This is a genomic window from Mesorhizobium sp. PL10, assembly GCF_053714315.1.
Genome location: NZ_JBSKBR010000011.1, coordinates 74946 through 101802 on the forward strand (window position 1 = coordinate 74946; position 26857 = coordinate 101802).

The window sequence follows — 26857 nt, forward strand, 5'->3', positions numbered from 1 at the left end:
GAAAGGGGAATGACATGACCGACAAGATCACCAACTGGACCAGCGCGGACGATGCCATGGTCGAAAGCGCCATCCGGCGGGGCGCGAGCCGCCGCGAACTCCTCAAGATGCTGCTGGCCGGCGGCGCCGCGGTTGCCGCGGGCAGCATGGTGCTTGGCCGCGCCACCAATGCCGTCGCCGCGACGCCGGTTTCCGGCGGTACTTTCAAGGCGGCCGGCTGGTCGTCCTCGACCGCCGACACGCTCGATCCGGCAAAGGCGTCGCTCTCCACCGACTATGTCCGCTGCTGCTCGCTCTACAATCGCCTGACCTTTCTCGACAAGGACGGTGTCACGCAGATGGAGCTGGCTGAAAGCTTCGACAGCAAGGACGCCAAGACCTGGACGGTGAAGCTGCGCAAGGGCGTCACCTTCCACGACGGCAAGGACCTCACCGCCGACGACGTCGTCTTCTCGATGAAGCGTCATCTCGATCCGGCGGTCGGCTCCAAGGTCGCCAAGATCGCCGCGCAGATGACCGGCTTCAAGGCGGTCGACAAATCGACCGTCGAGATCACGCTTGCCGATCCGAATGCCGACTTGCCGACCATTCTGGCGCTGCATCACTTCATGATCGTCCAGGACGGCACCACCGACTTCTCCAAGGGCAACGGCACCGGCGCCTTCGTGCTGCAGACGTTCGAGCCGGGCGTGCGCTCGGTGGTCACCAAGAACAAGAACTACTGGAAGTCGGGCAGGCCCTATCTCGACTCCTTCGAGTTCATCGCCATCAGCGACGACAGCGCCCGCGTCAACGCGCTGCTTTCCGGCGACATCAATTTCGCCGCCTCGATCAATCCGCGCTCGATGAAGTTGCTCGACAGCCAGCAGGGCTTCGAACTGTCGAAGACGACCGCGGGCAACTACACGGACCTCAACATCCGGCTCGACATGGATCCGGGCAAGAATGCCGACTTCGTGGCCGGCATGAAGTATCTCGTCAACCGCGAACAGATCGTCAAATCGGCATTGCGCGGCCTTGGCGAAGTCGGCAACGACCAGCCCGTTTCGCCGGCGAATATCTTCCACAATGCCGACCTCAAGCCGAAGGCGTTCGACCCGGACAAGGCAAAGTTCCACTTCCAGAAGGCGGGCCTGCTCGGCCAGTCCATCCCGGTGGTGGCTTCCGACGCCGCGACCTCGTCGATCGACATGGCTGTCATCATCCAGGCAGCCGGCGCGGAAATCGGCATGAAGCTCGACGTCCAACGCGTCCCGGCCGACGGCTACTGGGACAATTACTGGCTCAAGGCGCCGATCCATTTCGGCAACATCAATCCGCGCCCGACGCCGGACATCCTGTTCTCGCTGCTCTACGCCTCCAACGCGCCCTGGAACGAAAGCCAGTACAAATCGGAGAAGTTCGACAAGCTGATGATCGAGGCGCGCGGCTCGCTCGACCAGGCCAAGCGCAAGGAAATCTACGGCCAGATGCAGACCATGATCTCCGAAGAGGCCGGCACCATCATCCCCGCCTACATTTCCAACGTGGATGCGCTTTCCAGCAAGGTGAAGGGTTTGGAAGCGAACCCGCTCGGTGGCATGATGGGCTACGCAATGGCGGAATACCTCTGGCTCGAAGCCTGAGAGGCGCCTGCCGGAGGCCGCTCGGCCGGCCTCCGGCATTGCCTTGCGCGAGATCAACCGGCCGCACGCGGCAGCAGGGAGCGCTTCCATGAAATCCGGGGTCCTCAACCTCGTGCTGAAGCGGCTGGCGACCACCGTCGTCACCCTTCTGATCGTGCTGTTCGCGGTGTTTTTCGCCACCAGCATGCTGCCCGGCGACACGGCGTCGATCCTGCTTGGCCAGGCGGCGACCCCCGAGGCGGTCGCCGGCCTGCGCGAAGCCATGCATCTCAACGATCCAGCGATCCTGCGCTTTCTGCGCTGGCTTTTCGGCCTGCTCCACGGCGACCTCGGCACCTCCTATGCCAATGAGATGCCGGTCGCCAAGCTGATCGGCGGGCGCTTCGTCAACACGATGGAGCTCGCCGGCATCACCACGCTGCTCTCGGTGCCGCTTGCGCTGACGCTGGGCATCACCGCCGCGATGCTGCGCGGCTCGGTCTACGACCGCGCCGTCACCATTCTTGCGATCGGCATCATCTCCGTGCCGGAGTTCATGGTCGCGACGCTGGCGGTGCTGGTGTTCGCCGTCTATCTCAGATGGCTGCCGGCGCTGTCCTCGGTCAATGAGGCTCATTCGCTGACCGATCTGGTGCGCATCTATGCGATGCCGGTCATCACGCTCACCTTCGTCATTTCGGCCCAGATGATCCGCATGACCCGCGCCGCGGTGATCGAGACGCTCTCCACGCCCTATGTCGAGATGGCGCTTCTCAAGGGCGCGTCGCGCAGCCGCATGGTGCTGAAGCATGCGCTGCCCAACGCGCTCGGCCCGATCGTCAACGCGGTGGCGCTGTCGCTGTCCTATCTGGTCGGCGGCGTCATCATCATCGAGACGATCTTCAACTATCCCGGCATCGCCAAGCTGATGGTCGATGCGGTCGCGACCCGTGACCTGCCGCTGATCCAGAGCTGCGCGATGATCTTCTGCCTCGGCTATCTCCTGCTCATCACCGCCGCCGACATCATCGCCATCATGTCTAATCCGAGGCTCAGATAACCATGGCGCACGCGGCAGCCTCCCGACGATCCTTCCTGGGCCATAGCTACAATCTGGTGGGCGTCATCGCAGGGCTGATCATCCTGGCGTGGACGCTGATCGCCATTTTCGCGCCTTACATCATTCCCCATTCGATCGGCGACATCGTCGACGACGACTATTTTGGGCCGATGCGCCAAGGGTTGTGGCTGGGCTCCGACTATCTGGGCCGCGACATGCTTTCGCGCGTGTTGATGGGCGCACGCTATACAGTCGGCATCTCGCTCGCCGCCGTCACCATCGCCTGCTTTTCGGGCGTGGTGCTCGGCATGATCGCGGCCGTCACCGGCGGCTGGCTCGACACCTGCCTCAGCCGCTTCCTCGACGCCATGAACTCCATCCCGAGCAAGCTGTTCGGCCTGGTGGTCGTCGCCGCGGTCGGCTCGTCGATCCCGGTGCTGATCCTGACGCTCGCCGTCATCTACATCCCTGGCGCCTACCGCTTCGCGCGGGCGCTCGCCGTCAACATCAACACCATGGACTTCATGACCGTCGCCCGCGTGCGCGGCGAAAGCACCCTCTATCTCATCGGCTCCGAAATCCTGCCCAACATCATCCGCCCGGTGCTGGCCGATTTCGGCCTGCGCTTCGTCTTCATCGTGCTCCTGCTGTCCGGCCTGTCCTTCCTCGGGCTCGGCCTGCAGCCGCCGCTCGCCGACTGGGGCGCGCTGGTGCGTGAGAACATCGGCGGTCTGCCCTTCGCGGCCCCTGCCGTCCTCGTGCCCTCGCTGGCGATTGCCAGCCTCACCATCAGCGTAAACCTGCTGATCGACAATCTGCCGAAGAAGATCAGGGACCGGGACGCATGACCAATCTCGTCGAGGTCAGGAATCTCAGGATCGAGGCAACCACCGATGCCGGGCGCGTCGTCGACATCATCAAGGGCGTCAGCCTCGATATCGCCGATGGCGAGATCATCGCGCTGATCGGCGAGAGCGGCTCCGGCAAGACGACGGTGGCGCTCTCGCTCATGGGCCATGCGCGGCCGGGCTGCCGGATCACCGGTGGCGCGATCAACGTCAACGGCAAGGACATGGCGGCACTTTCCGAAAAGGAAAGGGCGAAGCTGCGCGGCACCGACATCGCCTATGTCCCACAAAGTGCGGCCGCCTCCTTCAACCCCGCGTCCACCATCATGGAGCAGGTGATCGAGGTCACGCGCATCCACAGGCTGATGCCGCCCGAGCAGGCTCGAAAACGCGCGGTCGAGCTGTTCCGGGCCTTGTCGCTGCCGGACCCGGATGGGATCGGCGCGCGCTATCCGCATCAGGTCTCGGGCGGGCAATTGCAGCGGCTGTCGGCGGCCATGGCGCTGATTGGCGACCCCAAGCTGGTCATCTTCGACGAGCCGACGACGGCGCTCGACGTGACGACGCAGATCGACGTGCTGAAGGCCTTCAAGTCGGTGATGCGTGCGGGCGGCATCGCCGGCGTTTACGTGTCCCACGACCTCGCGGTCGTCGCCCAGATTGCCGATCGCATCGTCGTGCTGAAGGGTGGCGAAGTGCAGGAGACCGGCACGACCGCTCAAATTCTTTCGGCTGCCCAGCACCCCTATACGCGCGAACTGCTGGCCGCTTTCGAGCCAAAACCGCGTCAAGCACAAGCGGAGGCCGCGACCAACCAGCTGCTGCGCATCGACAATGTGACCGCCGGCTATGGCGCGGTGCGGGAGGACGGACTGCCGCTCATCCGCGCGGTCAATTCCGTCAGCCTGGTGGTGGAAAAAGGACGCAATCTCGGCGTCATCGGCGAATCCGGCTGCGGAAAATCGACGCTGGCGCGGGTCATCGCCGGCATCCATCCGGCGGCGGCCGGCGACATCGTCTTCGATGGCAGGGAACTGCAGCGCGCGGCAGGCAATCGCAGCCAGGACCAGCTGCGCGAAATGCAGATCGTGTTCCAGTATGCCGACACCGCCCTCAATCCGGCCAAGCCGGTGGAGGACATCATCGCCCGGCCGCTGGCCTTCTATCACCGGCTCGACAAGCAGGCGCGCTCGAAGCGCGTCGACGAACTGCTCGACATGGTGCGCCTGCCCAAGGCGCTGCGCTACCGCCACCCATCCGAATTGTCAGGCGGACAGAAGCAGCGCGTCAACTTCGCGCGCGCCCTGGCGGCCAACCCGAAGCTCATCATATGCGACGAAATCACTTCGGCGCTCGACACGGTGGTGGCATCCGCGGTGATCGAACTGCTGAAGGAACTGCAGCGCGAACTGGGGCTCTCCTACATCTTCATCAGCCACGACCTCTCCGTGGTCGAGGCGATCTGCGACGAGATCATGGTCATGTACAATGGCGAACGCGTGGAGCAGATCACGCCCGACAAGGTCAAGGCGGCCACCCACCCCTATTCCAAGCTGCTGTTCTCCTCAGTGCCGAAGCTCGACCCGACCTGGCTCGACGGCCTGGTGCGCGACCCGGAGCTCGTCAAGCAGTACGGCCATCGGTAGACAATTACCAGGGAATGCTGCCGACGTTCCGCGTGTCTACAATTGCGAACAGAGCCGGTAGGCCTCATAGATCGATGAGTAGATATCCCGGCTGGCAACCGCGTCGCCAATGCGGTGCAGGACGAATGGTCCAGCGACTTGGGCGCTATCGCCTTCCCTCGCCTTCGCTCCTGTCATGAGCGCGATGTCGGTGATGCCGTTGTTGGCGGAGAGGGCGCGCAAGTCCTGGTAGGTATCTTCCATGGGCACGGTGCCGCGCTCGACAATGAGCTGCGCCGCGATCATCTCCGTTTCCGCACCGGTGAGCTCGTGCCGGAACCTGGCGGCGATGCCGTTGCCCTGGCGCACTGCCTTGACGAGGCGCAGGTCGCCGACGACGCGCATGCCGAGTTCCGAGGCAAGTTTTCGGAAACTCACTTTGTCCGGATAGGGTGTCTCGATCGCCACGGTGTCGTCCGCCATGGCCAGGCTGACTGTGCGCCCTAGGCGGGCCAGATGCAGGGCGCATGAAATGGCGGCCTGGCGTCCGGTCTCGTCATAGATCAGCACGTCGTCCTTCGCCGGCACGGCCCCGGTCAACACGTCCCAAACGCTGTCGCAATGTTCCGCCCCCTCCAGCCATTCCATGTCCGGCATGCCGCCGGTGGCCACGATGACCGCGTCCGGTTTTTCGGCCAGAACTGCCTCTGCATCCGCATAGATGTTGAGACGGACGTCCACGCCGAGCCGGGCGAGTTCATCGACGCGCCAGTCGACGATGCCGATGAGATCCTTGCGATCGACTGCAGAGGCCGCGACGAGCAACTGTCCGCCGAGCCGTGCACCGGCTTCGAGCAGGCTCACTCTGTGTCCGCGCTCGGCGGCAACCCTTGCCGCTTCCATACCGCCTGGACCACCACCGACCACGACCACCCGTTTCTGCGTTTCCGCCCGGTCGATGGTATGGCTGATGATCGTCTCATGGCCGCTGGCCGGATTGTGAACGCACTGCACCTTCTTGTAGAGGCAGTAGGACGCGCCGACGCAGGGGCGGATGCGATCTTCTTCCCCGCGCATCATTTTGTTGACGATGTGCGGGTCGGCAATATGCGCCCGCGTCATGCCAACCAGATCGACAAGGTTTTCGCGGATTGCGTGCCGCGCCGTCGCCACGTCCCTGATGGCCGCGGCGTGGATGACGGGCAGCCGGGTCTCCCGCTTGAACTGCCCGACCAGCGGCAGAAACGGCGCACTGCGGGTGAACATGCCGGGCATGTTCTGCTCCGCCAGCGACAAATCGGTGTCCATGCGGCCAAAGATGCAGTTGAAGAAATCGATATGGCCTTCGCGCTCGAACAGCCGAGCGAAGGCAAGGCATTCCTCGAAATCCGAACCGTCGTCGGTCGCTTCATCGATGACGAACCGGATACCGACGGCGAGATCGTCGCCGACCGCCCGGCGGATCGCCTCGTGCACCATGAGCCCGAAGCGGGCGCGGTTTTCGAGCGAGCCGCCGAAGGCATCCGTGCGCCTGTTGGTTCTGCGTGACAGGAACTGACCGATCAGATGGCCGCCGGTGACGGTTTCGACGCCGTCCAGCCCACCGTCAAGGCAGCGCCTGGCGGCGCTCGCGTAATCCTTGACGATCCGATCGATATCCGCGCTATCCATCTCCTTCGGGAAATTACGGTTTCGCGTCTCGCGAACACGCGATGGCGCCACCGGCGGCAGCCAATTCCCAGCATAGGCGGTGGCGCGCCGGCCAAGATGCGAGACCTGGCACATCACGGCCGCGCCGTGGTGGTGGATGCGCTGCGACAGCGACTGCAGATGAGGCACGATGCGATCGCTTGAAAGGTCGAGCTGTCCGCCGCCCCAGCTCGAATCGGGCGAGGTCATTGCCGAGCCACCCACCATGGTCATCGCCAGCCCGCCGCGCGCCTTCTCCTCATGGTAAAGCTGGTAGCGCTCAAGCGGCAGACCGCCCTCGTCCAGCATCGAGGCATGGCTGGTGCTGATGACGCGATTGCGCAGCGTCAGACCCTTGAGCCGGAATGGCTGCAAAAGGGGATCGGTCGATGTACCGCCCGCTTGAGATGTGGTTGCCTTCACGTTCTGCTCCACCCCATTCATGAGCTGTATAGTTCGCCATTTGCAGAGCCACAGAAAGCTTGAAAATTGTTGGGGCGGCTATACGCTCAGCGTATGGCCGGTTTTGCAAAACTCGTTCCTTCCGCACGCGGATTGCTGGTCTTCGAGGCCGCTGTCCGGACGGGCAGCTTCACGGCCGCAGCGCGCGAGTTCAATGTTACGCAGCCCTCCGTCAGCCGCAGCATCGCCCAGCTCGAAGCCGATTTTGGCGTCGCACTTTTCACGCGAGGACCAACGGGGTTGGTCCCAACACCGCAAGGGCGTGCCCTCTACGCGGTGGTAAGGAAGGGATTTGACGGCATTGAGGAGGTGATCGGGGAAATCAGGCAGAAAAGCGCGGCGAAGCCGGTGGTTACGCTGTCGCTGTCGAGTTCTCTCGCCACATACTGGTTCGTTCCGAGATTGGGCGCGTTCAACGCAAAATTTCCCGATGTGGATCTGCGGTTCGAATTGATCGCTGGCGTCCTGCGCGGGCCTGCCGAGACTGTCGACCTTGCCACGAGAATCCTCGCCGATGACGACACGCACTATCACCACTGGCCATTCTCGCCGGAAATCATCGTGCCGGTGTGCAGCCCATCCTATCTGGCGGCCCATGGAAGGCTGGCGCATGCCGGAACCGGGGAAGGCCATGTCCTGCTCCACCTGACCGATGCCAAGGAGCAGTGGCTGGACGCCTGGGGCAATGTGGCGGACCGTAAGACCAGCAAGGCAAAATGGCTGGAATTTTCCGACTACGCCGTTGTCCTGCAGGCCGCGATGAACGGCGAAGGCGTGGCGCTCGGCTGGCTGAGCAACGTTTCAAGGGCGCTTTTGCAGGGAACGCTGGTTCCGGCATCGGACAGGCAGATCAACACGGGCCGGATCCATCGGCTGATTGCGCCGCGCTCACGCCCGGTACGGCCTGTCGTCTCCGATATCAGCGTCTGGATGATCGCCGAGATGCAAGCCGAACTGACTGCTTTGAACGCGATGTTGCGGCCCGGTATTCTGTAGCAGGCTGCCGGCGACGCAACCGCCGGCTACCGCGGAAACAGGCTGGGCAGCGGCATGTGCGCCTTGACGATGGGGGACTTCAGCACGACGAACGAGAAATACTTGTCGATGCCGATGTCCATGTCGGTCAGCCGCTCCATGATCGTCTGATACTCGCCGATGCCGGAGGTGACGAATTTCATCAGATAGTCGTAGCCGCCTGAGACCAGATGGCATTCGATGACCTGCTCGATCTTCTCGACGACGGCCAGAAAGCGGGCGAAGTCGACCTGGCGGTGGTTCTTCAAGGTGATCTCGGTGAAGACGGTCAGCGTCTGGCCGAGCTTGCCGATGTTGACCTGAGCCGAATAGCCCTCGATGTAGCCCTCGGACTGCAGCCGCTTGACCCGCATCAGGCATGGGCTCGGCGACAGATGCACCAGTTCGGCCAGCTCCACATTGGTGATGCGGCCGTTCTTCTGCAGCTCGTGAAGAATCTTGATATCGATCCGATCCAGTTTCACGATTTGCCTCCGGGGAAGAGTACAGCAGCACAAAATGCTGCCTTGCTGGTGACCGTCGAGACTACCACAGCCCGCTGGCCTGTCCATCCGAGCGGATACCGCTTTGAAACGCAGGGACTCGCGATTTCGATGCGGCTGCCGGAATAAAATTCTGCTTCGACCGCAACTGCGGCAGCGCCTGCCAGCGCGACGCGATAGAGTGGCGCTGCAAGGCAGGGAGAACCATGCGCGCGCCGCTGCAGCAAATCGAAACGTCCGGACAACTGCCGCAATCCGCCGATGTGGTGGTGATCGGCGCCGGCATCGTCGGGGTCTTCGCGGCCTACTATCTGGCCCGGCGCGGTCTGAAGGTCGCGCTGGTCGAAAAGGGACACGTCGGCGCCGAGCAGTCGAGCAGGAACTGGGGATGGTGCCGCCAGCAGAACCGCGACGCCCGCGAGCTGCCGATGGCAACACGCAGCCTCGACCTGTGGGACAGTTTTGCGGCGGAGACCGGGGAAGACACCGGCTTTCGTCGCTGCGGTCTGCTCTATCTCAGCAATGACGAGGCCGAACTCGCCGGCTGGGCGCGCTGGCGCGACTTTGCCAGGACAGCCGGCGTCACCACGCACATGCTCGACAGCGCCGAGGCCGGTGAGCGAGGCCGCGCCACGGGACGGAGCTGGAAGGGCGGCGTCTTCTCGCCGACCGACGGCACCGCCGATCCGTCGCGAGCCGCACCCGCGGTCGCCCGCGCCATCGTCAAGCTTGGCGGTACGGTGCATCAGAATTGCGCCGCGCGCGGCATCGAAACCGAGGGTGGGCGCCTGAGCGGCGTGGTCACGGAGAGCGGAACGATCCGGACCAAGGTCGCTGTGATGGCCGGCGGCGCCTGGGCCTCTTCCTTCTGCCACCAGTTCGGTTTCCGCTTTCCGCAGGCATCGGTGCGTTCTTCCATCCTGTCCGTATCGCCCGGCGCGGAGGGGTTGCCGGACGCGCTGCACACGAAAAGCATATCGACCACCCGTCGCGGCGATGGCGGCTATACGCTCGCCATCAGCGGGCGCGGACGCGTCGACATGACGCCGCAATTGCTGCGCTTCTCGTCGCAGTTCGTGCCCATGTTCCTGAAGCGCTGGCGAAGCCTTGGGCCTGGCGGCTTGCAAGGCATGCGTTCGGGCCACGAAACGCTGCGGCGCTGGCGGCTCGACCGGCCGACGCCGATGGAGCGGATGCGCATCCTCGATCCGGCTCCTGACCGGTCGACCATTCGCCTGACCCATGCCCGCGCGCTCGAGCTGCTGCCGGCACTGCGCCAGACCAGGATAGAAGCTGCCTGGGCCGGCTTTATCGACAGCACGCCGGACGGCGTGCCGGCCATCGGCGCGATCCACAGCGTTCCGGGTTTCTTCCTCGCCGCCGGCTTTTCGGGACATGGCTTCGGCATCGGACCCGGCGCCGGGCATCTGGTCGCCGATCTGGTGACCGGGTCGGAACCGATCGTCGATGCGACATCCTACGACCCGCGCCGCTTCGATGGGTCGGTCTGGGGCAAGGTCGCCGATTTCTGAGATATCATCTCTGTCGACATCGGGGCGCGGCTTTGTCAGTCGCATCAGTCCTCCCTGAGAAAGGCGCCGATGGGCGCCGGCCGGACCGGGGCTTGCCCGCGAAACCGGCCGACAGCATCCGGCGCGCAGCCGGCCTGCGCCGCGACGAGTTCGACGGCGGCCAACTGGCAATAGCGCCCCTGGCAGCGTCCCATGCCCACGCGCGACAGCGACTTCACCCGGTTGGCCTCGCCGCCGCCGAAATCCGCGCCCTCGCGCACCGCCGCGGCCGTGACGTTCTCGCAGCGGCAGACGACCGCTTCGCCGGAAAGCGCCCGCACCATCGCCGCCGGCCAAGGAAAGGCGCGCGCCAGGCCACCGGCAAAGCGCTTGAGCCGCGCGAGCTTGCGCAGATCGGCGCCGGTTGGCGGCGGTTGATAGCCGAGATCGGCGAGACACGCAGCGGCGGCGAGGCGTCCCGCGATCTCGGCGCCATCGGCGCCGAGAATACGGCCCCCATCGCCCGCGAGGTAGACACCCTTGCCGGCCCGGCCCATTTCGTCGCTCTTCGGCAGCCATTGCCGCCATTGCTCATCGTAGGTGAAGGTGCATCCCGCCAGATCGGCGAGATGGGTCTCGGCCCGCAGGTGCCAGCCCATGCCGACCATGTCGCAAGGCGTATGCCGCTGCCGGCCGCCGGCATCGCGCCAGCGCAAGGTTGTGACACCCTGCTCGCCGGCCTCGATGCGCTCCAGCGTCACGCCGGCATGATAGCGACGGCCGAGCTTCGCGCGCAGACCCAGGCCACGCAGCGCGACCAACGGCCTCGCCGCAAGGCCTGAGAATCCACGCATCTGCTGCCGCCAGGACGAAGTATCCAGCACTTCAGCTACATCCGCTCCGGCCTTGAGGAGTTGCGCACCGACCAGCGTCAGCAAAGGCCCCGATCCCGCGAGCACGATGCGTCGTCCAAGCGCCACGCCCTGCGCCTTCAGTGCGATCTGTGCTGCCCCCAGGCTGTAGACACCGGCATTCTGCCAGCCGGCGATGGGCGCGACGCGGTCGGACGCGCCGGTGGCAAGGATCAACCTGTCATAGGAGACCAACTCCATGCCGCCCTCCCCCAGTACCTGCAACTGCCCATCGTGGATGGCGATGACCGAACTGCCCGCGCGATGCGTAAGCCTCCCGTCTTCGACCAGCCGATCGAAGAGCGCATGCAACACGCGCGCTTTCGCCGCTTCCGATCCGTAGAGCTGCTCCAGCGTGCGGGTGAACCCGACCGGCGGACGGCGATAGATCTGCCCGCCGGCGCGATGTCCTTCATCGATCACCACCGGGTGAAGCCCGGCTTCGACGAGCGTCGCGGCGGCCCTTATCCCCGCGGGACCGGCGCCGACGATTGCGATCCGTCGCGGCGAGACGTCTCTCACGGCCAGTTCTCCGGCGCGGTCGTGCGCAGCCGCATGCCTTCGGTGACCGGCGTCGAGCATGCCCGCAGACGCGGGCCTTCCTCCTGCCATATCCAGCAATCCTGGCAGGCACCCATCAGGCAGAAACCGGCGCGCGGCTCTGCTCCGAACTCTGAGTGCCGCAAGGCATGTCCGGACGCCAGCATGGCGGTCAGCACAGTGTCGCCAGCCAGAGCGGAAAGCATCTGCCCATCGAGAAAGAACTGCACCTCCGCCCGGTCGCGCTCGGCCAGCCGGACGATACGGCCGGCAGTGTTCATTCCGCCGCCTCTTGCAGGGAGCGCGGGCGCGGCAATTCGGGGAAGCGTTCGCAGACCGCATCGAACGCCGACTGGACGCCTTCCGGTCCCGAGCGCCCTTTCATACGACGGAATATCTCCGTCTTGGCGAAAAACCGCCAGTGGATCGGCAAGTCCCGCAGTATGTCGGTCAGCAGGTCATAGGCCGCCGGCGTCCACTGCGCTTCGTAGCCATCGCGCTCCGGACCGAAATGAAAATGGCCGGCGGCTGGCGCCTGCCGCGCGCGCAGTCTTTCCGTCGCCTGCACGTCGACCTCGCCGTCGCGGATGACGACCCCATAGTCGCGCTCGGCAGCCGTTGCCGAGACATAGCCACGCCGCACGTCCTGCGCGACGCGCCAGGGCTCGCGCTCACGCGGATCGCCGCGCCCGCCGCCTCCGGCGGAGCGGATATCGAGCACGTCACCAGGCTGCAGCACCGCCGTGTCGATGTTGCCCAGCCGCCGCTCGTGCTCGGTCCCGGGATTGACGACCATGTCCGACAGGCCGGCCGCCTTGCCGCCCAGCACGCCCCAGGGACGAAAGAAGCTGCGGTCGCGGTTGCGCGCCGTGATCCTGGAGTCGGGGGCGAAGACACGGAAAGCCATCTCGGTCGCCAGCCCGCCGCGCCAGCGCCCTGCACCGCCACTGTCCCTGGCGAGCCCGTATTTCACGAACTCGACCGGAGTCTCGGTCTCGGTGATCTCGATCGGCGTGTTCTTGAGATAGGCGGCATCGGCGCCCGATCCGTTGGTTCCGTCGCGATGCGGCATCGCGCCGCCGCCGCCCACCACGGGATTCACCGCCGTTATGACAGTCTTGCTGGTCCGCTCGTCCGTGGTCATGACATTGACGATGCAGTTGTTACCGGCAGGTGCTGCGGGCAGGCGCTCCGGCACGGCTTGCGAGAAGGCGCCGAAGATGACCGACCGCAGCCGGGCGCAGGTGAGCGAGCGCATGCCCACCGCGGCGGGATGGACCGGATTGAGCACCGAACCTTCGGGCGTAATGCAGGTGAACGGCCTGGTGAGGCCCGTATTGAGCAGGATTTTCGGGTTGAGCGTGTAAAGCACGTAGTAGACGCCGACGAGCAGCATGGTGTGGCGCGGGTCGCCGCCCGAGGGCACGTTGAGCGAAGAGCCGAGCTGCGGGTCGGAACCGGTGAAATCAAGCACCGCCTCGTCGCCCTTGATCGTCAGCTTCAGCTTCAGCCGGCAGGGATTGGCCTCGACCGAATCCTCATCTGCATAGTCGGCGAACTCCCAGGTGCCGTCGGGCATGGCGCGCAGCACGTCGCGCGCCTGCGCCTCGGCATGGTCGAGCAGCGCCGCAACGCCTTCGACGAAACCGGCCTTGCCGAATTTCCTCACCATCGCCTGGATCTTGCGCTCGCCGGTGTTGAGCGCGCCGACCAGCGCCTTGATATCGCCGATGTTGAGGTCGGGCTTGCGCACATTGGTGCTCATGATGCGCAGGATCATCTCGTCGAAGACGCCCTCCCGCACCAGCTTCATCGGCGGAAAGCGGATGCCCTCCTGGTGGATTTCGGTCAGCGCGCGGCTGAGCGAAGCCGGCACCGCGCCGCCCATATCGGTGTTGTGGATATGGCCTCCGGTCCAGGCGACGATTTCGCTATCGACGAAGACCGGCTTCCACAGATGGGTGTCCGGCGCATGGGTGGCGACATGGCCGGAATAGGGATCGTTGGTGAAGGCGACATCCCCCGGCCGGTAGTCGTCGACCATCGCAATGGCGCGGCGATAGGACAGGCCGGGATACCAGGTGGCGCCGAGTTCCATCGGGACGGCGAAGGTTGCCCCCGAACGATCCATGAGCATCACCGTGAAATCCTGCGTCTCCTTGACGAAGGCGGAGTGCGCGGTGCGGTGCAGCGTATGGGCCATGTTCTCGGCGGCCGCGCGGGCGTGGTTCGCCAGAACCTGAAGGTTTGTCCGGTCAAACATGGCTTTACTCCGGGAAGGTCAGCAAAAGGTTGAGGTGACGGTCGACCCTTGCCTGCGCTCCCGCGGGAATGGCGAAGGTGGTGTCTTCCTGCACGACCACGGCAGGACCGTGGAACGTGCTGCCGGGTACGAGGGCCTGCCGCTCATAGAGGTCGACGGTCTCGACGCTCAGGCCGGTGTAGACCGGGAGCCGACGCGCTGGGATGGCCGAAGCGCCGATCTCGTCGATCTCAGGGAAGGAGAGCTTCGGCCCCGCGCCTACGGCGGATAGCCGGACATTCACAAGTTCTATCTCGCCGTCCGGGTCGTGGAAATCGTAGAGCTGCTGATGGGTGAGGTGGAAGGCCTGTGCGATGGCGACCGCATTCCCGTCCGTCAGCCATTCCGGCTGAAGGACGACCTCGATCTCATAACTTTGTCCGACATAGCGCATGTCGCAGGAGAGGTTGAGCTCCGCCTCCCCGTCATGACCTTGCCCCGCAAGCCAATCGCGCCCCTCTTGCGCGAGAGCCTCGAAAGTCTCGCGAATTCCGGGGAGCGACGTGCCCGACAGGGGGCTGAAGATGGTGCGGATGAAGTCTCCGCGCAGATCCGCCACCAGCCCGCCAAGCGCCGACACCACGCCAGGGCGGCGGGGCGCCATGACGCGCCTCATCCCGAGTTCGCGGGCCAGGAAGGCGCCAAGCATCGGGCCGCCGCCGCCGAAGGGCATCAGCGTGAAATCGCGCAAGTCGACGCCGGCGCGCGAGGCGAGTTTCTCGACCTCGACGAACATTTCCGACACCGCGATGTCGAGGATCGCCTGCGCGGTCTGCTCGATCGGGCGGCCGAGCCGGGCGGCAAGGTCGCCGACCGCGCGATGCGCCAGTCCGGTATCGATCCTGAGCTGGCCGTAGGCCATCTCGCTGTGGCCAAGCCATCCGCATGCCACCATGGCGTCCGTCACCGTCGCCCGCTCGCCACCCCGGCCGTAGCATGCCGGTCCTGGCGTCGAACCGGCCGACTCCGGCCCGACGCGCAGCACCCCTCGCGCGTCGACACTGGCGATCGAGCCGCCGCCGACGCCGATCGAGCTCACCGACACGGAAGGGATATGCAATGGAAATTCGCCGATCAGTTCGCCGGTGCCGAACTGCGCCTCGCCGCCGATGATGAGCGCGAAGTCGGCCGAGGTCCCGCCAATGTCGAGGGTAAGAATCTTGTCTTCGCCTGCCTGGCGCGCCAGCCACGAGGCGCCGATGACGCCAGAGGCCGTTCCCGACAAAAGCATGTTGACGCAGGCGCGCTTGCCTTCGGCAGCGTTCATCAGCCCGCCGTTCGACTTCGTCAGCATCGGGCGGGCCGGCACACCGCGGTCCTTCAGCCGCTCTTCCAGCGCCGTCAGATAGCCCGAGACGCGCGGATGGACATAGCCGTTGAGAATGGCGGTCGAGCTGCGCTCATATTCGCGGATGACCGGCCACACCTCGGCCGAGGAGAAGACGAAGAGGTCTGGCGCGAGACGCGCGATCGTCGCTTTGACGGCGGCCTCCTGCGCGGCATTGCGCCATGAATGGAGGAAGGAGACGATGATCCCCTGCGCCCCATTCGCTTTCGCCGCCGCCACCGCGCTGGCCACCACCGCCATGTCCGGCGCCTTGGATTCGCTTCCATCGGCACGCATGCGAACCGGAATGCCGAACACCATGTCGCGCGAGATCAGCGGGTCCGGCCGCGAGCAGAACAGCGAATACATGTCCGGCATGCGCAGCCGTGCGAGTTCGATCACGTCCTCGAAGCCCGCATTGGTGAACAGCGCCAGCGGCGCGCCCTTGCGCTGGATGATCGTGTTGATACCCACGGTCGTGCCGTGCACGAAGCGCCTCATGAGCGTAGGATCAAAGCCTTCGCGTTCGGCCAGAAGGGTGAGGCCGGTCATCAGTTCGGCGCCCGGATCTTCCGGCGTCGTCAGCACTTTCAGCGAGGCGACCCGTCCGGAACGGGCTTCGAGTGCGCAGAAATCGATGAATGTCCCGCCGATATCGACGCCGACCTTCCAGTCGGCCCCGTTCTGCGCTACATCCGCCGCGATGGCACTGTCCATGATGCGTCCCTTCCTGTCTGCCAACGCAAAGCTGGCACGACCGGACGGTGCGGGTCCAAGACGTATGATGAGCAAGGATATAAGTCTTGCTTATGCGTTCGCGCGATGCTCATCCAGCACGGCGGAACAGGCGGCGCGGATTTCGTCGCGCATCATCTCATCGGCCCGCGAAAGAGGCCGTGTGCGCGAGGTCAGCAGCGCGATCGGAAATTCCGGCCCCGCGGCGAGCGGCCTGACGGCAAGCCCGGCAAACTGGTGCCACGGCAGCAGCGCATCGACGAGGCCTATACCGAGACCGGCCTGGACGAAGCCGACCGCGGAGATGGATACGTCGATCTCGAGCGACGGCGAAAGCGTGACGCCCTGTGCGCGGACCGCATGGGCCAGCTCGTCGGCGGGACGGGTGTTTCCGCGATAGGATATCAATTCTTCGCCGGCGAGATCGGCGAGCGTCAACTCGGTTTTCCCGGCGAACACATGCCCGGCGGGCAGCAAACATGAAAAGCCGACGCTGCCGACCACTTCCGCCTCGATATCGGGAGGCAGGCGGTCGTCCATGGCCACGCCGAGGCTGGCATCGCCGGCGCGCAGCATGTCGACAATGGCGGCGATCGGCGCCATGTGGGAACGCAGCAGAATATTGGGATGCTGCGCCCGAAATCCGTTGAACGCGCGCGGCAATATGGCCATGGCCGGCGGTGGCGAAGCCGCGACCCGCACCAGCCCGGTCCGGCCCAGACGCAGGTCGGTGGTCTTGCGGCGCAAGCCTTCAAGCCCCGCCGACAACCTTTCGGCATCAGGGAAGATCTCGAGCGCCTCCGGGGTCGGCCGCAGCCGGCCCTTGACGCGCTCGAACAGCGTGAAGCCGAGCTCGTCCTCGGTGTGGAGCAGGATCTGGCTCAAAGCGGGCTGGGAGATGTTCAGCATCCGCGCCGCGGCGGTCACGGTGCCCGCGCGCATGACGGCGATGAACACTTCGAGCTGCCGGGCCCGCATGGCCACTCCATAGGTAAAGCTTATGGCTTCTGTTCAAACCCATCTTTGACGCAATGCCGCGGCGCCGACAAGATGGATACATCCAAGGATCAGCTGCTCTACGCTAAGGAACGACTATGGATGTGATCGTGCTGGGCGGCGGCCTGATGGGGACGGCTTCGGCCTATTTCCTTGCCAGGCGCGGCGCGCGCGTGACGCTGATCGATCGCAACCGGATCGGTACTGGGGCAACCGTCGCCTCCTTCGGCAACATACGGCGTACGGGGCGTCATCTGTCCCAGCTTCCGCTGGCCCATCGCTCGCTCAGGCTATGGGGCGAGGCCGAAAGAATGCTCGGCCGCGACGTGGAATTCCGCGCTACCGGCCATATCCGGCTGATCTTCGATGAAGATAGCCTCGCCGACATGCGGGCCTACGCCAAGGCGGCGCGCCCCGGGGGGCTTGAACTGGAGGAACTCGGTCCACGCGAGATTCGTGCCCGCTTTCCCGGCCTCGGTCCCGAAGCGATCGCGGCATCGTTCTCTCCGCAAGATGGCAGTGGCAATCCGCGGCTGATCGCCCCTGCCTTTGCCGATTCTGCCCGCAAGCTGGGCGCTGAGATCATCGAGGGAGCTGAGGTCGAGAAGATCACTCACACGGGCTCCGGTTTCCTTGTCGCCAGCTCGAAAGGTAAATTCGCCGGAGGCTGCCTGCTCAACACCGCCGGAGCCTGGGGCGCGCGCATCGCCGCGCAGTTCGGCGAAGAGGTCCCGCTCGACGCCTATGGCCCACAGATGGGCGTGACCGAGCCGCTGCCGCATCGGATTCTGCCGGTGGTCGGCATCTGGACGCACGACAAGGACTATGGCGCCTATCTGCGCCAGGTCGAGCGGGGCAACATCGTCTTCGGCGGTGCGGCCGAAAGGGTGCCGGTGGATCTGGATCCCGGCCACGCGGTCGCCGATCCCATGCGCCTTCCACTGCAATTGCGCGCTGTCGCGCGGGTGCTGCCGGCAATCGCGCAGGCTACGGTCATCCGCACCTGGTCCGGCTGCGAGGGCTATGTCAGGGACATGCTGCCGGTCATGGGACGCTCGGCGACGACGCCTGGCCTGTTCCACGCCTTCGGCTTCAGCGGACACGGCTTCCAGCTCGGTCCGGGCGTGGGCGACGCCATGGCCGAACTCATCATGACCGACCGTTGCGAAACGCCGCTCGACGATTTCAGGGTCGATCGCTTCACCCGCGCAGCCTGAACAAGTTGGCGGGCCCGGAGGGTGTGAGATTGCGAAGGAAAATCAATGGTTTAGCGGATGGTTAGCCAACCCATATCCTTCGTATGATCTCGTATGGTCTGGCGAACCGAAGGACCGGCAGGAGGACTGATATTCAAGTGAAGAAGTATCTTCTACCCACGGTTTGAGCGCGGCTGCTTTGGGGCCGGGAGCGGTAGGTCCGCTTGTGACCAGGGGAAGAACGATAACGGACCTTCAACCTAGAAGGTCCGATTGACTTGACCCAAAAGCGACTTCTGTATGCGGAGTACTGCATGACCGCTTGCGCCAACAGCGGACACTACGGTTTCAGGTAGGCCCTCAGACACTAGGTCATAGCCTACTGCTCGCCGCCGGGCAGCTACGCGAACATGTTCGGCCCAATCTCTCCACCAATTTCAATAATTGCATCCGCTGGGATGTTGTTCCTCCGAGCGGCAGCCCGAATAGCCTCGGGATTGGGCGCCTCGTATAAACAATACGTTTTCTTCTTATCGGCACTCAGGAACGAGAAAATCCATTGCACACCTTCTTGGTCATTAATGAGATTGACACTCTCAACGCCCTCCTTCGTGAGGTTGAGCTGTTCCGCGAAATCCCGTTCGATGACGTAGCGTGGCATGAGGATGCTCCTTATGATAACCTAGTGAAGCGTCGGCTGTAACCTCTTCTGCAAACGGACCATGCCCAATTCGGCCGCAGTCGCCGAGGCTTGCTCCGAGAGGGACATTGCTCTCTCAGTCGCCTTTTTGCTACCTGTCTTCATAAGCAAGTTCGCATATTCAGCTTGTGTATGCGCCAACCATGGTCGTGAGCCGCTCGCCGCGTTCATCTTAAGTGCATGCTCGAAGTGCTCGGCGGCCTTCTCGAAGTCGCCGAGGGCGGCTGACAGCATTCCGAGATAGCGGGTCGCCGCTCCAAAGCAGACAGTTGTGACACCTGCCGTGATCGTCATCCCCTTATATGGGAGCATCAGGTCATAGATCATTTGTGCCGCCTCTATGTCGCCAAGGCTGACGGCGACTTCCCCTACGAACGATAAGGAGGTGCTCCGCTTGGCATCCAATGGCATTGCGAAACCGATGCGCGCCAGTTCGCTTAACCTGCGCTGCGCAGCGTCCCGATAACCCAAATCAGCCGCGACCAGTGCAAATCCTGGCAACCAGGTAGTTTCGTCCGGATGCTCGTCGATGAGAAGCTTAATGATGGGCGCGACTTCCGACAGGCGGTTTTGTTCGCGACGGATTGCGAACATCTGCATTCCATAAACGCCCTCGACTTGCGTGCCGTGTGTTCGTTTGCCGAGACTGAGCGCTTCTTCAGCGAGTGTCTCTGCAGCCGTGAACCTGCCATCGAGAATGGCCATCATCGCCCGCGCATGGCGAGCCAGCCAGAGGATGTTGAGACGCTGGCGCAGCGTCCCAAGTTCTTCCAAGCCGTCAACCGCTAGATCAGCGCGCGCACGATTGCCTAGCTCGGTCGAGACGTAGCTGTCGATTGATAGGGCTCGGCTCAGCACATCATCGTCATTGATCTCCGCTGCAAGACGTTTCAGTTCATCTATCTGTGCAGTCCGATCGTCTGCTTCGCTTGCGGACTTGACTGTCGACGGGATCAAGAAAGGCAGGACAGACAGGTCGAAATGTGAGGCTTTGTCGCCTAGCTGGCGTGCCAAATTGACCCCTTCTTCACGGGATTTAACACTGTTTTCGGTGTCGCCCACATAAATATATGCTCGTGCAAGACGGCTAAGAAGCTGGCACCGCGACGTCTGATCGTTCGGGTCGATCTTGTCCATCGCTTCCTCGAGAAGTTGAAGCGATTCGGAGAGCGGCTTCGCTAAGAGGAACTGAGCGACATCAAAGCCGAGCGCACAGCGAATGAAGGCCTTCGTATCCCCGGCCTCGCGAGCTAGTTGCGCTGTTACCTTGTATTTTGCGACTGAGTCAGACAAGCGGCCGGCGGCAAAGAGAGCCTCGCTGAGCTTCAGCGTCGCATCGAGAACTTCCTTTTGCCGGGGCGATGCTCCAGGCAGGTGCTCCGCAGTGGCGAGAGCGTTCTGGAAATGATCGACCGCCTCGTAGTTGGCTGATTGTCCCAGCGCGCGTTCGCCAGCCTTCATCCAGTAGGGGAATGCAAGCTCATTTCGCTGTGCCTTAACGCAGTGTTGGGCGATGAGCTCGGGCTGGGTGACTATGAGATCGGCATATTCGTCGATGAGCGCCTCGGCTATGACTTCATGATATTGCCGGCGCCGCCGGCTTAGCAGCGACTGGTAGGCCGTATCCTGTATCAGCGCATGCCGGAAAACGAGCGCGTCCCCTACCACGCCGCCGACCACCACGAGCTGGGTGGACATGAGCTGGTCGAGCGCTGCTTCGAGTGCTCGCTCCTCGAGACCGGCAACCTTCGAGAGAAGGCTGCGATCGAATTCTCTGCCTATTACAGAAGCAATTTGTGCCAACTCCTTGGCTGCCGGCGTCAGACGATCCAGCCTGGCCATGAGAGATCCCTGCAGACTGTCGGGGATCTCGACGTTGAGAGACGCCGCCTTTCCGCTTTCCAGGATCGAACGGGTCAGCTCTTCTACGAATAGCGGCACCCCGTCGGTTCGCTCTGCTATCTTGTCGGCAAGCTGATCAGGAACATCCACGAGCATCGATTCGATCAGCTCACGCATCTGCTGTTTTGTCAGACGTCCGATGGCTAGGGTCGTTACTTGGTCCAAGCCGGATGACCATCTCGCGGTCCATTCCGGGCGATGGGTCACAAGTACAAGTACAGCCGCACCATGCATGCGGTTCACTACTTCTGTCAGAAACTCGCTCGTCGATGGATCAATCCAGTGCGCATCCTCGACGACGAACAGTACCGGCGCGCTCTTCGCCGCTAGCAGCACCCGGCTCGTCAGTGTACGGACAATCAACTCCTTGCCCTGTTGGGCGGAGAGGTCGAAAGGTGTGAACTCATCACCGACGTCAAGCGATAGCAGTTCGGCATATGTCGATCCGACCTCCGAGGGGTCTTCTCCGTAGCGCTGAACGACCGTGCGTAGTTTGTCGGCACGCACGGCTTGATCGTCGGCGGGCGAAAAGCCAGCCAGCCGGCTCAGGCGCTCGATGATGGGGTAGAAGGCGGAAGTGGCATGATAAGGAGAACACTGTAGCCGGATCAGCTCGTGTTTGTCCTTATTTAGCTGTTCCTCGAGCGCGTCAACGAGGCGCGATTTCCCGATTCCCGCCTCGCCCGATATAAAGACCGCTTGGCCCTGGCCGCTCTTCGCCAGCTCCCAGCGATCGAGCAGTATGCCAATTTCGCTAGTTCGGCCGACAAATTTCGACAGCGCGCTGGCGTGCGCGGCAAAGCGGCTTTCCACCTCGCGTTCGCCGCGGACAGCGAAAATGGCGATGGGTGATTTGAAGCCTTTCAGTTCTTGCGCACCGAGGCTTTCGATCTCAAAAGTTTGGCCGGCAAGGCGGCGTGTGCTGTCGGCCACCACAATCTCGCCGGGCGCGGCGACGCCTTGCAGACGCGCGGCCAGATTGGGCGTATCCCCCGCGATCGAGGCGCGCTCATTCGCGCTGCTGCCGGCAATGTCGCCGACCACCACGTGCCCCGACGCGATGCCGATACGCGCTTTCAATTGCTCGCCGTCCGGCGACCGAAGCGCGTCGACGGCAGCGAGCGCCTCGAGGCCTGCCCGAATGGAACGCTCGGCATGGTCCTCGTAGGCCATAGGCCATCCGAAATATGCAAGCACGCCATCTCCAAGATATTTGGCAACGTAGCCACCAAAGCGTGTTATCGCGCCGGCGACGCTATCCTGATAACGGCGAGTCAGCTCGTGCATATCCTCCGGGTCAAGCTGCGCCGACAGCGCGGTCGAGCCTACCAGATCACAGAAGAGTACACTGAGAAGCCGGCGGTCGGCGGTCGGTTCCTGAGCGATTTCGGTCTGAGGCTTTGGCCGTTCGTGCGCAGGCGGAACAGAAGGCACGCCCTCTAGGCCAACCTCCCCGAGGCGAGTGATGGCAGCCAAAATGATCTTCCGGTGCCCGAGCGAGACACCAAGCTCCTGGAGGTCGGCTTCGGTGACATGCGGAAGCGCTCTAAGATCGACGTCGTTCTCGAGGAACGCCTCTACGTATTTGCCAAGGCCGAGCTGGCTCAGCCAATCCTCAATTGCCTGCATCGAGTGTCATGACCCGCATTGGTCTTCTGAAACTAGCGCGAACATCGTCACTACACCACGTCGTAGATTCAAGATCAGACAAGTCGCGAAGGATTAGCCCGGCTATCTCCATATCCTGAGGCATCAATGGCCTGGCTCACCTCAGCGGGATGCAAGACGCCAAATCGTACTTGGACCACACGCCGATCTTCGGGCATGGTAGCCTAACCGGGAAATCGACGGCCGCAGGTCACGCTCTTGGTAGATCTCCGGACCGGAGAGCGGAAGCGCCGCCGCTGCACATCCCCGACTAGCCGTCGCTCCGAAACGGGCGTGCTCACGGGAGGATACGATGAATAACGAAGCAATCGAGCGTTTCGCGAAAAGTCTCCGCGGCTCGCTGATCGGGCGTGACCATATCGACTACGATGAGGTCCGCAAGCTCTATAATGGCATGATCGACAAGCGGCCGCTCATGATCGCCCTTTGCGCTGACGCCGCTGACGTAATGGCCGCCGTGAACTTCGGCCGCGACAGCCAACTCACTATCGCAGTCCGCGGCGGCGGTCACAACGGACCCGGGTTCGGCGGTGTCGACGATGGCCTAGTGATCGACGTGTCTGCTATGAAGGGCGTGCGCGTCGATCCGAAGCACCGCACTGTGCGTGTTGGAGCCGGCTGCACGACTGGCGAGGTGGACCACGCCACCCACGGCTTCGGACTTGCCATCCCTTTTGGGGTCGTTTCGACAACGGGCGTGGCGGGCCTGACCCTCAGCGGTGGCCACGGTTACCTTAGCCGCCAGTATGGGCTCGCGAGCGACAATTTGCTCGAGGCCGATGTGGTGCTAGCGGATGGCACGTTTGTCACCGCTAGCAAGACTGCCAACGCCGATCTCCTCTGGGCGTTGCGGGGCGGTGGCGGAAATTTTGGTGTCGTCACCAGTTTCCTGTTCGAGGCGCATCCCGCGGGCACAGTCTATGGTGGCCCGATCTTCTGGGAGCTGAAAGACGCGAAGAGGGTCATGCGCTGGTATCGAGACTTTCAGGCAAGCGCGCCGGACGAGTTCTACGTCTTCCTCGGGCTGCAGTCCGTTCCTTCCGGGGATCCCTTCCCGAAGAACCATTGGGGCAAAAAGATCTGCTTGCTTCTCATTTCTCACAACGGAGCGGCCGCGGACGCTGAGGAGGCCGTCAACGCCATCCGCGCGGCGCTTCCTGAGCCGATCATCGATTTTGCCGGCCCGATTCCATATACGGCGCTGCAGAGCATGTTCGACGGGCTCTATCCGAAAGGCTTGCAGTGGTATTGGAAGGGCGACTTCGTGAAGACCCTGCCGGACGCTGCGATCGACGCCCATATCGAACAGGCTGCCAAGGTGCCCAGCGAAGCCTCTTGCATGCATCTCTATCCGATTGATGGCGCCGTTCATCGCAAGGCAGACAATGAAACGGCATGGAACTGCCGCGATGCGAGCTGGTCGATGGTGATCGCCGGAGTCGATTCCGATCCGGGCCAGGCGCCAGCCTTGAAGAAATGGGCGAAGCATTACTGGGAGGCGGTTCACCCCTTCGATCTCGGTGGCGCCTACCCGAATTTCATGATGGAGGACGAAGGCGAAGCGCGCCTTAAGGCGACCTTTGGACACAACTACCGGCGTCTTACCCAGGTGAAGAAGGAATACGACCCGCACAACCTATTCCGTATCAATCAGAACATTCGCCCGGCAGTTTGAAGTCGGGAGGTCTCCCGCCAGTGGCAGACTCCTTAGCCGCTCGCAGTTCGCACCAAATATCTGGCGCGCGTAAAGGTCGGTGCGGGTCAAAAAGTCAAAGATCTCGCATGACCGCGTGCGCCAAATCGAGACGTTTGCTGCAACGCAGACGACCGCCCGCTTCTGGCCCAAGCTGCATATGGTTTGTGCATTACGATGTCCGCTTTTGGTGAATGGACGGAACCGCAGGATTGACTGCGATGAGGCGCAAAGCTGCCATTCGACAGACGACAAACGGGGTGGGTAAGCGGCTGAATCGGCTTCTTGAATCGACTTCGGCGAACCGGCTCGTAACCTATTGAAAAGTAACGATCATGTTAGTCGCTGAGGGTGTGAGATTGCGAAGGAAAATCAATGGTTTAGCGGATGGTTAGCCAACCCATATCCTTCGTATGATCTCGTATGGTCTGGCGAACCCGAAACCCTGAAAGAGAGTGACCATCGGCCGCGACAAGCCTGACCGCTTCATACCGAGTTTCAACGAATGTCCGTAGGCGCCACCGTGCGTCAGCAGGTATCCTGGCGTGGTTCTCGTCGTTGATGACCACGAGCAATTGCCCAATTCCATTGCGTCCGATCGACGCCACGACCCGGACTCAGAAAGGTGTGACCGCAGCGCGTTCGATATCTGAGTGCGCTGACGGTTAAGCATCGACCGGACCCGGTGCAGCATCATGACGCTTTGCTGCTCGGGCGACTTCACCGGCACGAAGCGCATCGTCGGCCGTGTCACAGCCTCGCAGATCGCCTCTGCGTCTGCAGCGTCGTTCTTCTGCCGCTTCAGATATGGCTTCACATACTCTGCCGCCAGCAGCCGCCATCGTGGCCAAGTGCGATAAGCTCACGAGCCCAATAGTGCGACGAACTGCATCCCTCGATCCCGACCAGGCATCGCGGCAAGCTCTTGAAGGACGCCAGCATGCGCCCACGCGTAAGCTTTCTGCGAACGGCAGCCTCGCCGGCCGCATCCACGCCATGGACTTAAAACACGGATTTCGCGATATCCAGACCGATCGTCGTAACGTTTCTCATCCCAGCGCTCCTCCAGATCTAATCCTGCGATCACACCGCAGGAAGGGAGGAGAGCCGTCCACCGCATCAGGAGCGGACGGTAGGCTTCCCCTAACAGTGCGCCGAATGACCCTCACAAAAACCCGGACAGGCTCCTCCTGATGCGGCGAGCGAAATGGCCCCCGCCCGGCCCCGAGTTTGGGATTGCGCGGCAGCTGACCCGTCGGCCCGCCCGCGCCGCGCTCGACATCCCTCGTCCGGTCTCATTTGGCACTCAAATTCGTCGCCCTGGTCAACAGCACCACGCCCGCCTTTTCAGCCGTGTCGTAGTAGGTGAAGCCGGTCCGGTTTTCCCGGCGTCCGCGCATCAGCACGGAGAGACCGTCGGCTTCAGCCTTGCTTTCGGCGACATCCGCGTCGCGGACTTCAAAGCCGATGTGGAAGACGCCCTCGCCCTTGGTGTCGAGGTGGATCCGCTGCGGCGAAGGATCGTGACTCGGCTGGCAGAGCTGCAGCTGGACATTCGGCAAATTGCAGATCCGGTACTGCATCGTCATGAAGCCCTTGGGACTCGGCACCTGCAGTTCCTCATATTCGGTCAGCGGCGGATAGGCTTCCCACGGGCCAATACCGATGGACTCGTGGTAGGCCTGCGCCTTGTCGATATCGTGGACGACGATGCAGATGTGATGCAGCTTGTCGAAATTGCCCAACACCTTGTTTCCCTATTCCTTGACCGGAACCGTATAGTTCAGCACCCGGCGCCCGCCGTCGGGGTAGATCGTCTCGCCGGTGATGTAGGATGCGTCGTCGCTGGCAAGGAAGGCGACCACGGAGGCGATTTCCTCCGCCCTGCCGAGGCGCCCGAGCGGCGTGCGCGAAAGGATGGCTCGGCGCATTTCTTCGGAGTCAATGAAGGTGCCATCCATCACCATCTCCGTGGCGATGGTGCCCGGACCGACGCCGACCACGCGAATGCCGTAGGGGGAGAAGGCGACGGCGGCGGTGCTGGTGACCTGGTTCATGCCGCCCTTGGAAATCGCGTAGGTAGCGACGCGCGGGTTGGCGAGCCCGGAATTGATCGATGACATGTTTATGATGACGCCGCCCTGACCCTGCGCGATCATCTGGCGGGCCGCCGCCTGGGTGCCCATGAAGGCTCCCTTCAGGTTGACGGCAAGGACCCTGTCGTAGCTGGCCTCGGTGATATCGAGAAAGTCTTGAACCGGAGCGATGCCCGCGTTGTTGACCATGACGTCGAGCCGGCCGAACGTCGCCACCGCCGCCGCGACCAGTGCGTCGACCTGATCCTTGTTGCCGACATCCGTGGCCACGGCCAGGACGGTGTCCCGGGTGCCGATTTCAGCAGAGCATTTGTTCAGCTCGTCGGTATCGATATCGCCAAGCACGACCTTGGCGCCTTCGGCCAGAAAGCGTTCCGCGCATGCGCGCCCGATGCCGCGCGCCGCGCCGGTAACGATCGCCACCTTGCCCGCTTGTTTCATGTCCAGTTCCTTCGCAATTCTGAATAGAGCATTG

At 63.3% G+C, this 26857-nt stretch carries 19 protein-coding genes and 1 pseudogene; 8 read left to right on the top strand and 12 right to left on the bottom strand.

Annotated elements, in window-relative coordinates:
- The first annotated feature begins 14 nt into the window (after positions 1-14).
- The 4 genes from ACWGTO_RS18985 to ACWGTO_RS19000 all read left to right on the top strand — a co-directional run bounded on the left by ACWGTO_RS18985 (position 15) and on the right by ACWGTO_RS19000 (position 5158).
- Positions 15-1625, top strand: coding sequence for an ABC transporter substrate-binding protein (locus tag ACWGTO_RS18985; RefSeq protein WP_454576336.1), 1611 nt, complete (start codon positions 15-17; stop codon positions 1623-1625).
- An 88-nt stretch (positions 1626-1713) separates the two neighbouring features.
- A complete protein-coding gene (locus ACWGTO_RS18990) occupies positions 1714-2664 on the top strand; it encodes an ABC transporter permease (RefSeq protein ID WP_454576337.1) in 951 nt (316 codons plus the stop codon).
- Positions 2665-2666: 2 nt separating this feature from the next.
- Complete coding sequence (locus ACWGTO_RS18995) at positions 2667-3512, top strand: ABC transporter permease (RefSeq protein ID WP_454576338.1); 846 nt, start codon at positions 2667-2669, stop codon at positions 3510-3512.
- Positions 3509-5158: an ABC transporter ATP-binding protein gene (locus ACWGTO_RS19000; RefSeq protein ID WP_454576339.1), complete on the top strand. Its 1650-nt coding sequence runs from the start codon at positions 3509-3511 to the stop codon at positions 5156-5158. The genes ACWGTO_RS18995 and ACWGTO_RS19000 overlap by 4 nt, the downstream gene beginning before the upstream one ends.
- A 36-nt stretch (positions 5159-5194) precedes the next feature.
- Here ACWGTO_RS19000 and ACWGTO_RS19005 read toward each other — a convergent pair whose 3' ends face one another.
- A complete protein-coding gene (locus tag ACWGTO_RS19005; protein ID WP_454576340.1) occupies positions 5195-7270 on the bottom strand; it encodes an oxidoreductase in 2076 nt (691 codons plus the stop codon).
- A 72-nt stretch (positions 7271-7342) separates the two neighbouring features.
- Here ACWGTO_RS19005 and ACWGTO_RS19010 point away from each other — a divergent pair, with 72 nt between their 5' ends.
- On the top strand, positions 7343-8284 hold the full coding sequence (locus ACWGTO_RS19010) for a LysR family transcriptional regulator (RefSeq protein WP_454576341.1): 942 nt from the start codon (positions 7343-7345) through the stop codon (positions 8282-8284).
- Positions 8285-8310: 26 nt separating this feature from the next.
- Here ACWGTO_RS19010 and ACWGTO_RS19015 read toward each other — a convergent pair whose 3' ends face one another.
- Complete coding sequence (locus ACWGTO_RS19015) at positions 8311-8787, bottom strand: Lrp/AsnC family transcriptional regulator (protein ID WP_135901704.1); 477 nt, start codon at positions 8785-8787, stop codon at positions 8311-8313.
- A 224-nt stretch (positions 8788-9011) separates the two neighbouring features.
- Here ACWGTO_RS19015 and ACWGTO_RS19020 point away from each other — a divergent pair, with 224 nt between their 5' ends.
- Complete coding sequence (locus tag ACWGTO_RS19020) at positions 9012-10337, top strand: NAD(P)/FAD-dependent oxidoreductase (protein WP_454576342.1); 1326 nt, start codon at positions 9012-9014, stop codon at positions 10335-10337.
- 44 nt (positions 10338-10381) lie between these two features.
- On the opposite strand, the gene ACWGTO_RS19025 is transcribed toward ACWGTO_RS19020, so the two are convergent.
- From ACWGTO_RS19025 to ACWGTO_RS19045, 5 genes are all read right to left on the bottom strand, one after another.
- A complete protein-coding gene (locus ACWGTO_RS19025; RefSeq protein WP_454576343.1) occupies positions 10382-11749 on the bottom strand; it encodes an FAD-dependent oxidoreductase in 1368 nt (455 codons plus the stop codon).
- Positions 11746-12048, bottom strand: coding sequence for a (2Fe-2S)-binding protein (locus tag ACWGTO_RS19030; protein ID WP_454576344.1), 303 nt, complete (start codon positions 12046-12048; stop codon positions 11746-11748). Before ACWGTO_RS19030 ends, ACWGTO_RS19025 begins: the two co-directional genes overlap by 4 nt.
- Positions 12045-14030, bottom strand: a complete 1986-nt coding sequence (locus ACWGTO_RS19035; protein WP_454576345.1) for a hydantoinase B/oxoprolinase family protein — start codon at positions 14028-14030, stop codon at positions 12045-12047. The genes ACWGTO_RS19030 and ACWGTO_RS19035 overlap by 4 nt, the downstream gene beginning before the upstream one ends.
- A gap of 4 nt (positions 14031-14034) precedes the next feature.
- The gene (locus ACWGTO_RS19040; RefSeq protein ID WP_454576346.1) at positions 14035-16113 is read right to left on the bottom strand and encodes a hydantoinase/oxoprolinase family protein; all 2079 of its coding nucleotides are present in this window, start codon (positions 16111-16113) and stop codon (positions 14035-14037) included.
- 90 nt (positions 16114-16203) lie between these two features.
- The gene (locus tag ACWGTO_RS19045; RefSeq protein ID WP_454576347.1) at positions 16204-17109 is read right to left on the bottom strand and encodes a LysR family transcriptional regulator; all 906 of its coding nucleotides are present in this window, start codon (positions 17107-17109) and stop codon (positions 16204-16206) included.
- Positions 17110-17225: 116 nt separating this feature from the next.
- On the opposite strand from ACWGTO_RS19045, the gene ACWGTO_RS19050 reads away from it, so the two are divergent.
- Positions 17226-18344: an NAD(P)/FAD-dependent oxidoreductase gene (locus ACWGTO_RS19050; RefSeq protein WP_454576348.1), complete on the top strand. Its 1119-nt coding sequence runs from the start codon at positions 17226-17228 to the stop codon at positions 18342-18344.
- A 379-nt stretch (positions 18345-18723) separates the two neighbouring features.
- On the opposite strand, the gene ACWGTO_RS19055 is transcribed toward ACWGTO_RS19050, so the two are convergent.
- Together ACWGTO_RS19055 and ACWGTO_RS19060 are read right to left on the bottom strand one after the other, a co-directional pair.
- On the bottom strand, positions 18724-18984 hold the full coding sequence (locus ACWGTO_RS19055; RefSeq protein ID WP_352546491.1) for a DUF4242 domain-containing protein: 261 nt from the start codon (positions 18982-18984) through the stop codon (positions 18724-18726).
- A gap of 21 nt (positions 18985-19005) precedes the next feature.
- Positions 19006-22554 (bottom strand): adenylate/guanylate cyclase domain-containing protein, encoded by a 3549-nt coding sequence (locus ACWGTO_RS19060; RefSeq protein ID WP_454576349.1) that lies wholly within the window; start codon positions 22552-22554, stop codon positions 19006-19008.
- A gap of 331 nt (positions 22555-22885) precedes the next feature.
- Between ACWGTO_RS19060 and ACWGTO_RS19065 the strand changes: the two genes are divergently transcribed.
- The gene (locus ACWGTO_RS19065) at positions 22886-24268 is read left to right on the top strand and encodes an FAD-binding oxidoreductase (protein WP_454576350.1); all 1383 of its coding nucleotides are present in this window, start codon (positions 22886-22888) and stop codon (positions 24266-24268) included.
- Between the two features lie 628 nt (positions 24269-24896).
- On the opposite strand, the pseudogene ACWGTO_RS19070 reads toward ACWGTO_RS19065, so the two are convergent.
- The 3 genes and pseudogenes from ACWGTO_RS19070 to ACWGTO_RS19080 all read right to left on the bottom strand — a co-directional run.
- A pseudogene (locus ACWGTO_RS19070) lies at positions 24897-25279 on the bottom strand (IS110 family transposase); the annotation flags it as partial.
- A 302-nt stretch (positions 25280-25581) separates the two neighbouring features.
- On the bottom strand, positions 25582-26034 hold the full coding sequence (locus tag ACWGTO_RS19075; RefSeq protein WP_454576351.1) for a VOC family protein: 453 nt from the start codon (positions 26032-26034) through the stop codon (positions 25582-25584).
- A 9-nt stretch (positions 26035-26043) separates the two neighbouring features.
- Positions 26044-26823 carry an SDR family NAD(P)-dependent oxidoreductase gene (locus ACWGTO_RS19080; RefSeq protein WP_454576352.1) on the bottom strand — a complete coding sequence of 260 codons (780 nt, stop codon included), beginning with the start codon at positions 26821-26823 and terminating at the stop codon, positions 26044-26046.
- Positions 26824-26857: the final 34 nt, after the last annotated feature.

Coding starts and splice junctions, on each gene's coding strand:
- ACWGTO_RS18985 (WP_454576336.1), top strand. CDS start 15: ATGACCGACAAGATCACCAACTGGACCAGCGCGGACGATGCCATGGTC.
- ACWGTO_RS18990 (WP_454576337.1), top strand. CDS start 1,714: ATGAAATCCGGGGTCCTCAACCTCGTGCTGAAGCGGCTGGCGACCACC.
- ACWGTO_RS18995 (WP_454576338.1), top strand. CDS start 2,667: ATGGCGCACGCGGCAGCCTCCCGACGATCCTTCCTGGGCCATAGCTAC.
- ACWGTO_RS19000 (WP_454576339.1), top strand. CDS start 3,509: ATGACCAATCTCGTCGAGGTCAGGAATCTCAGGATCGAGGCAACCACC.
- ACWGTO_RS19005 (WP_454576340.1), bottom strand. CDS start 7,270: ATGAATGGGGTGGAGCAGAACGTGAAGGCAACCACATCTCAAGCGGGC.
- ACWGTO_RS19010 (WP_454576341.1), top strand. CDS start 7,343: ATGGCCGGTTTTGCAAAACTCGTTCCTTCCGCACGCGGATTGCTGGTC.
- ACWGTO_RS19020 (WP_454576342.1), top strand. CDS start 9,012: ATGCGCGCGCCGCTGCAGCAAATCGAAACGTCCGGACAACTGCCGCAA.
- ACWGTO_RS19030 (WP_454576344.1), bottom strand. CDS start 12,048: ATGAACACTGCCGGCCGTATCGTCCGGCTGGCCGAGCGCGACCGGGCG.
- ACWGTO_RS19035 (WP_454576345.1), bottom strand. CDS start 14,030: ATGTTTGACCGGACAAACCTTCAGGTTCTGGCGAACCACGCCCGCGCG.
- ACWGTO_RS19040 (WP_454576346.1), bottom strand. CDS start 16,113: ATGGACAGTGCCATCGCGGCGGATGTAGCGCAGAACGGGGCCGACTGG.
- ACWGTO_RS19045 (WP_454576347.1), bottom strand. CDS start 17,109: ATGCGGGCCCGGCAGCTCGAAGTGTTCATCGCCGTCATGCGCGCGGGC.
- ACWGTO_RS19050 (WP_454576348.1), top strand. CDS start 17,226: ATGGATGTGATCGTGCTGGGCGGCGGCCTGATGGGGACGGCTTCGGCC.
- ACWGTO_RS19055 (WP_352546491.1), bottom strand. CDS start 18,984: ATGCCACGCTACGTCATCGAACGGGATTTCGCGGAACAGCTCAACCTC.
- ACWGTO_RS19060 (WP_454576349.1), bottom strand. CDS start 22,554: ATGCAGGCAATTGAGGATTGGCTGAGCCAGCTCGGCCTTGGCAAATAC.
- ACWGTO_RS19065 (WP_454576350.1), top strand. CDS start 22,886: ATGAATAACGAAGCAATCGAGCGTTTCGCGAAAAGTCTCCGCGGCTCG.
- ACWGTO_RS19080 (WP_454576352.1), bottom strand. CDS start 26,823: ATGAAACAAGCGGGCAAGGTGGCGATCGTTACCGGCGCGGCGCGCGGC.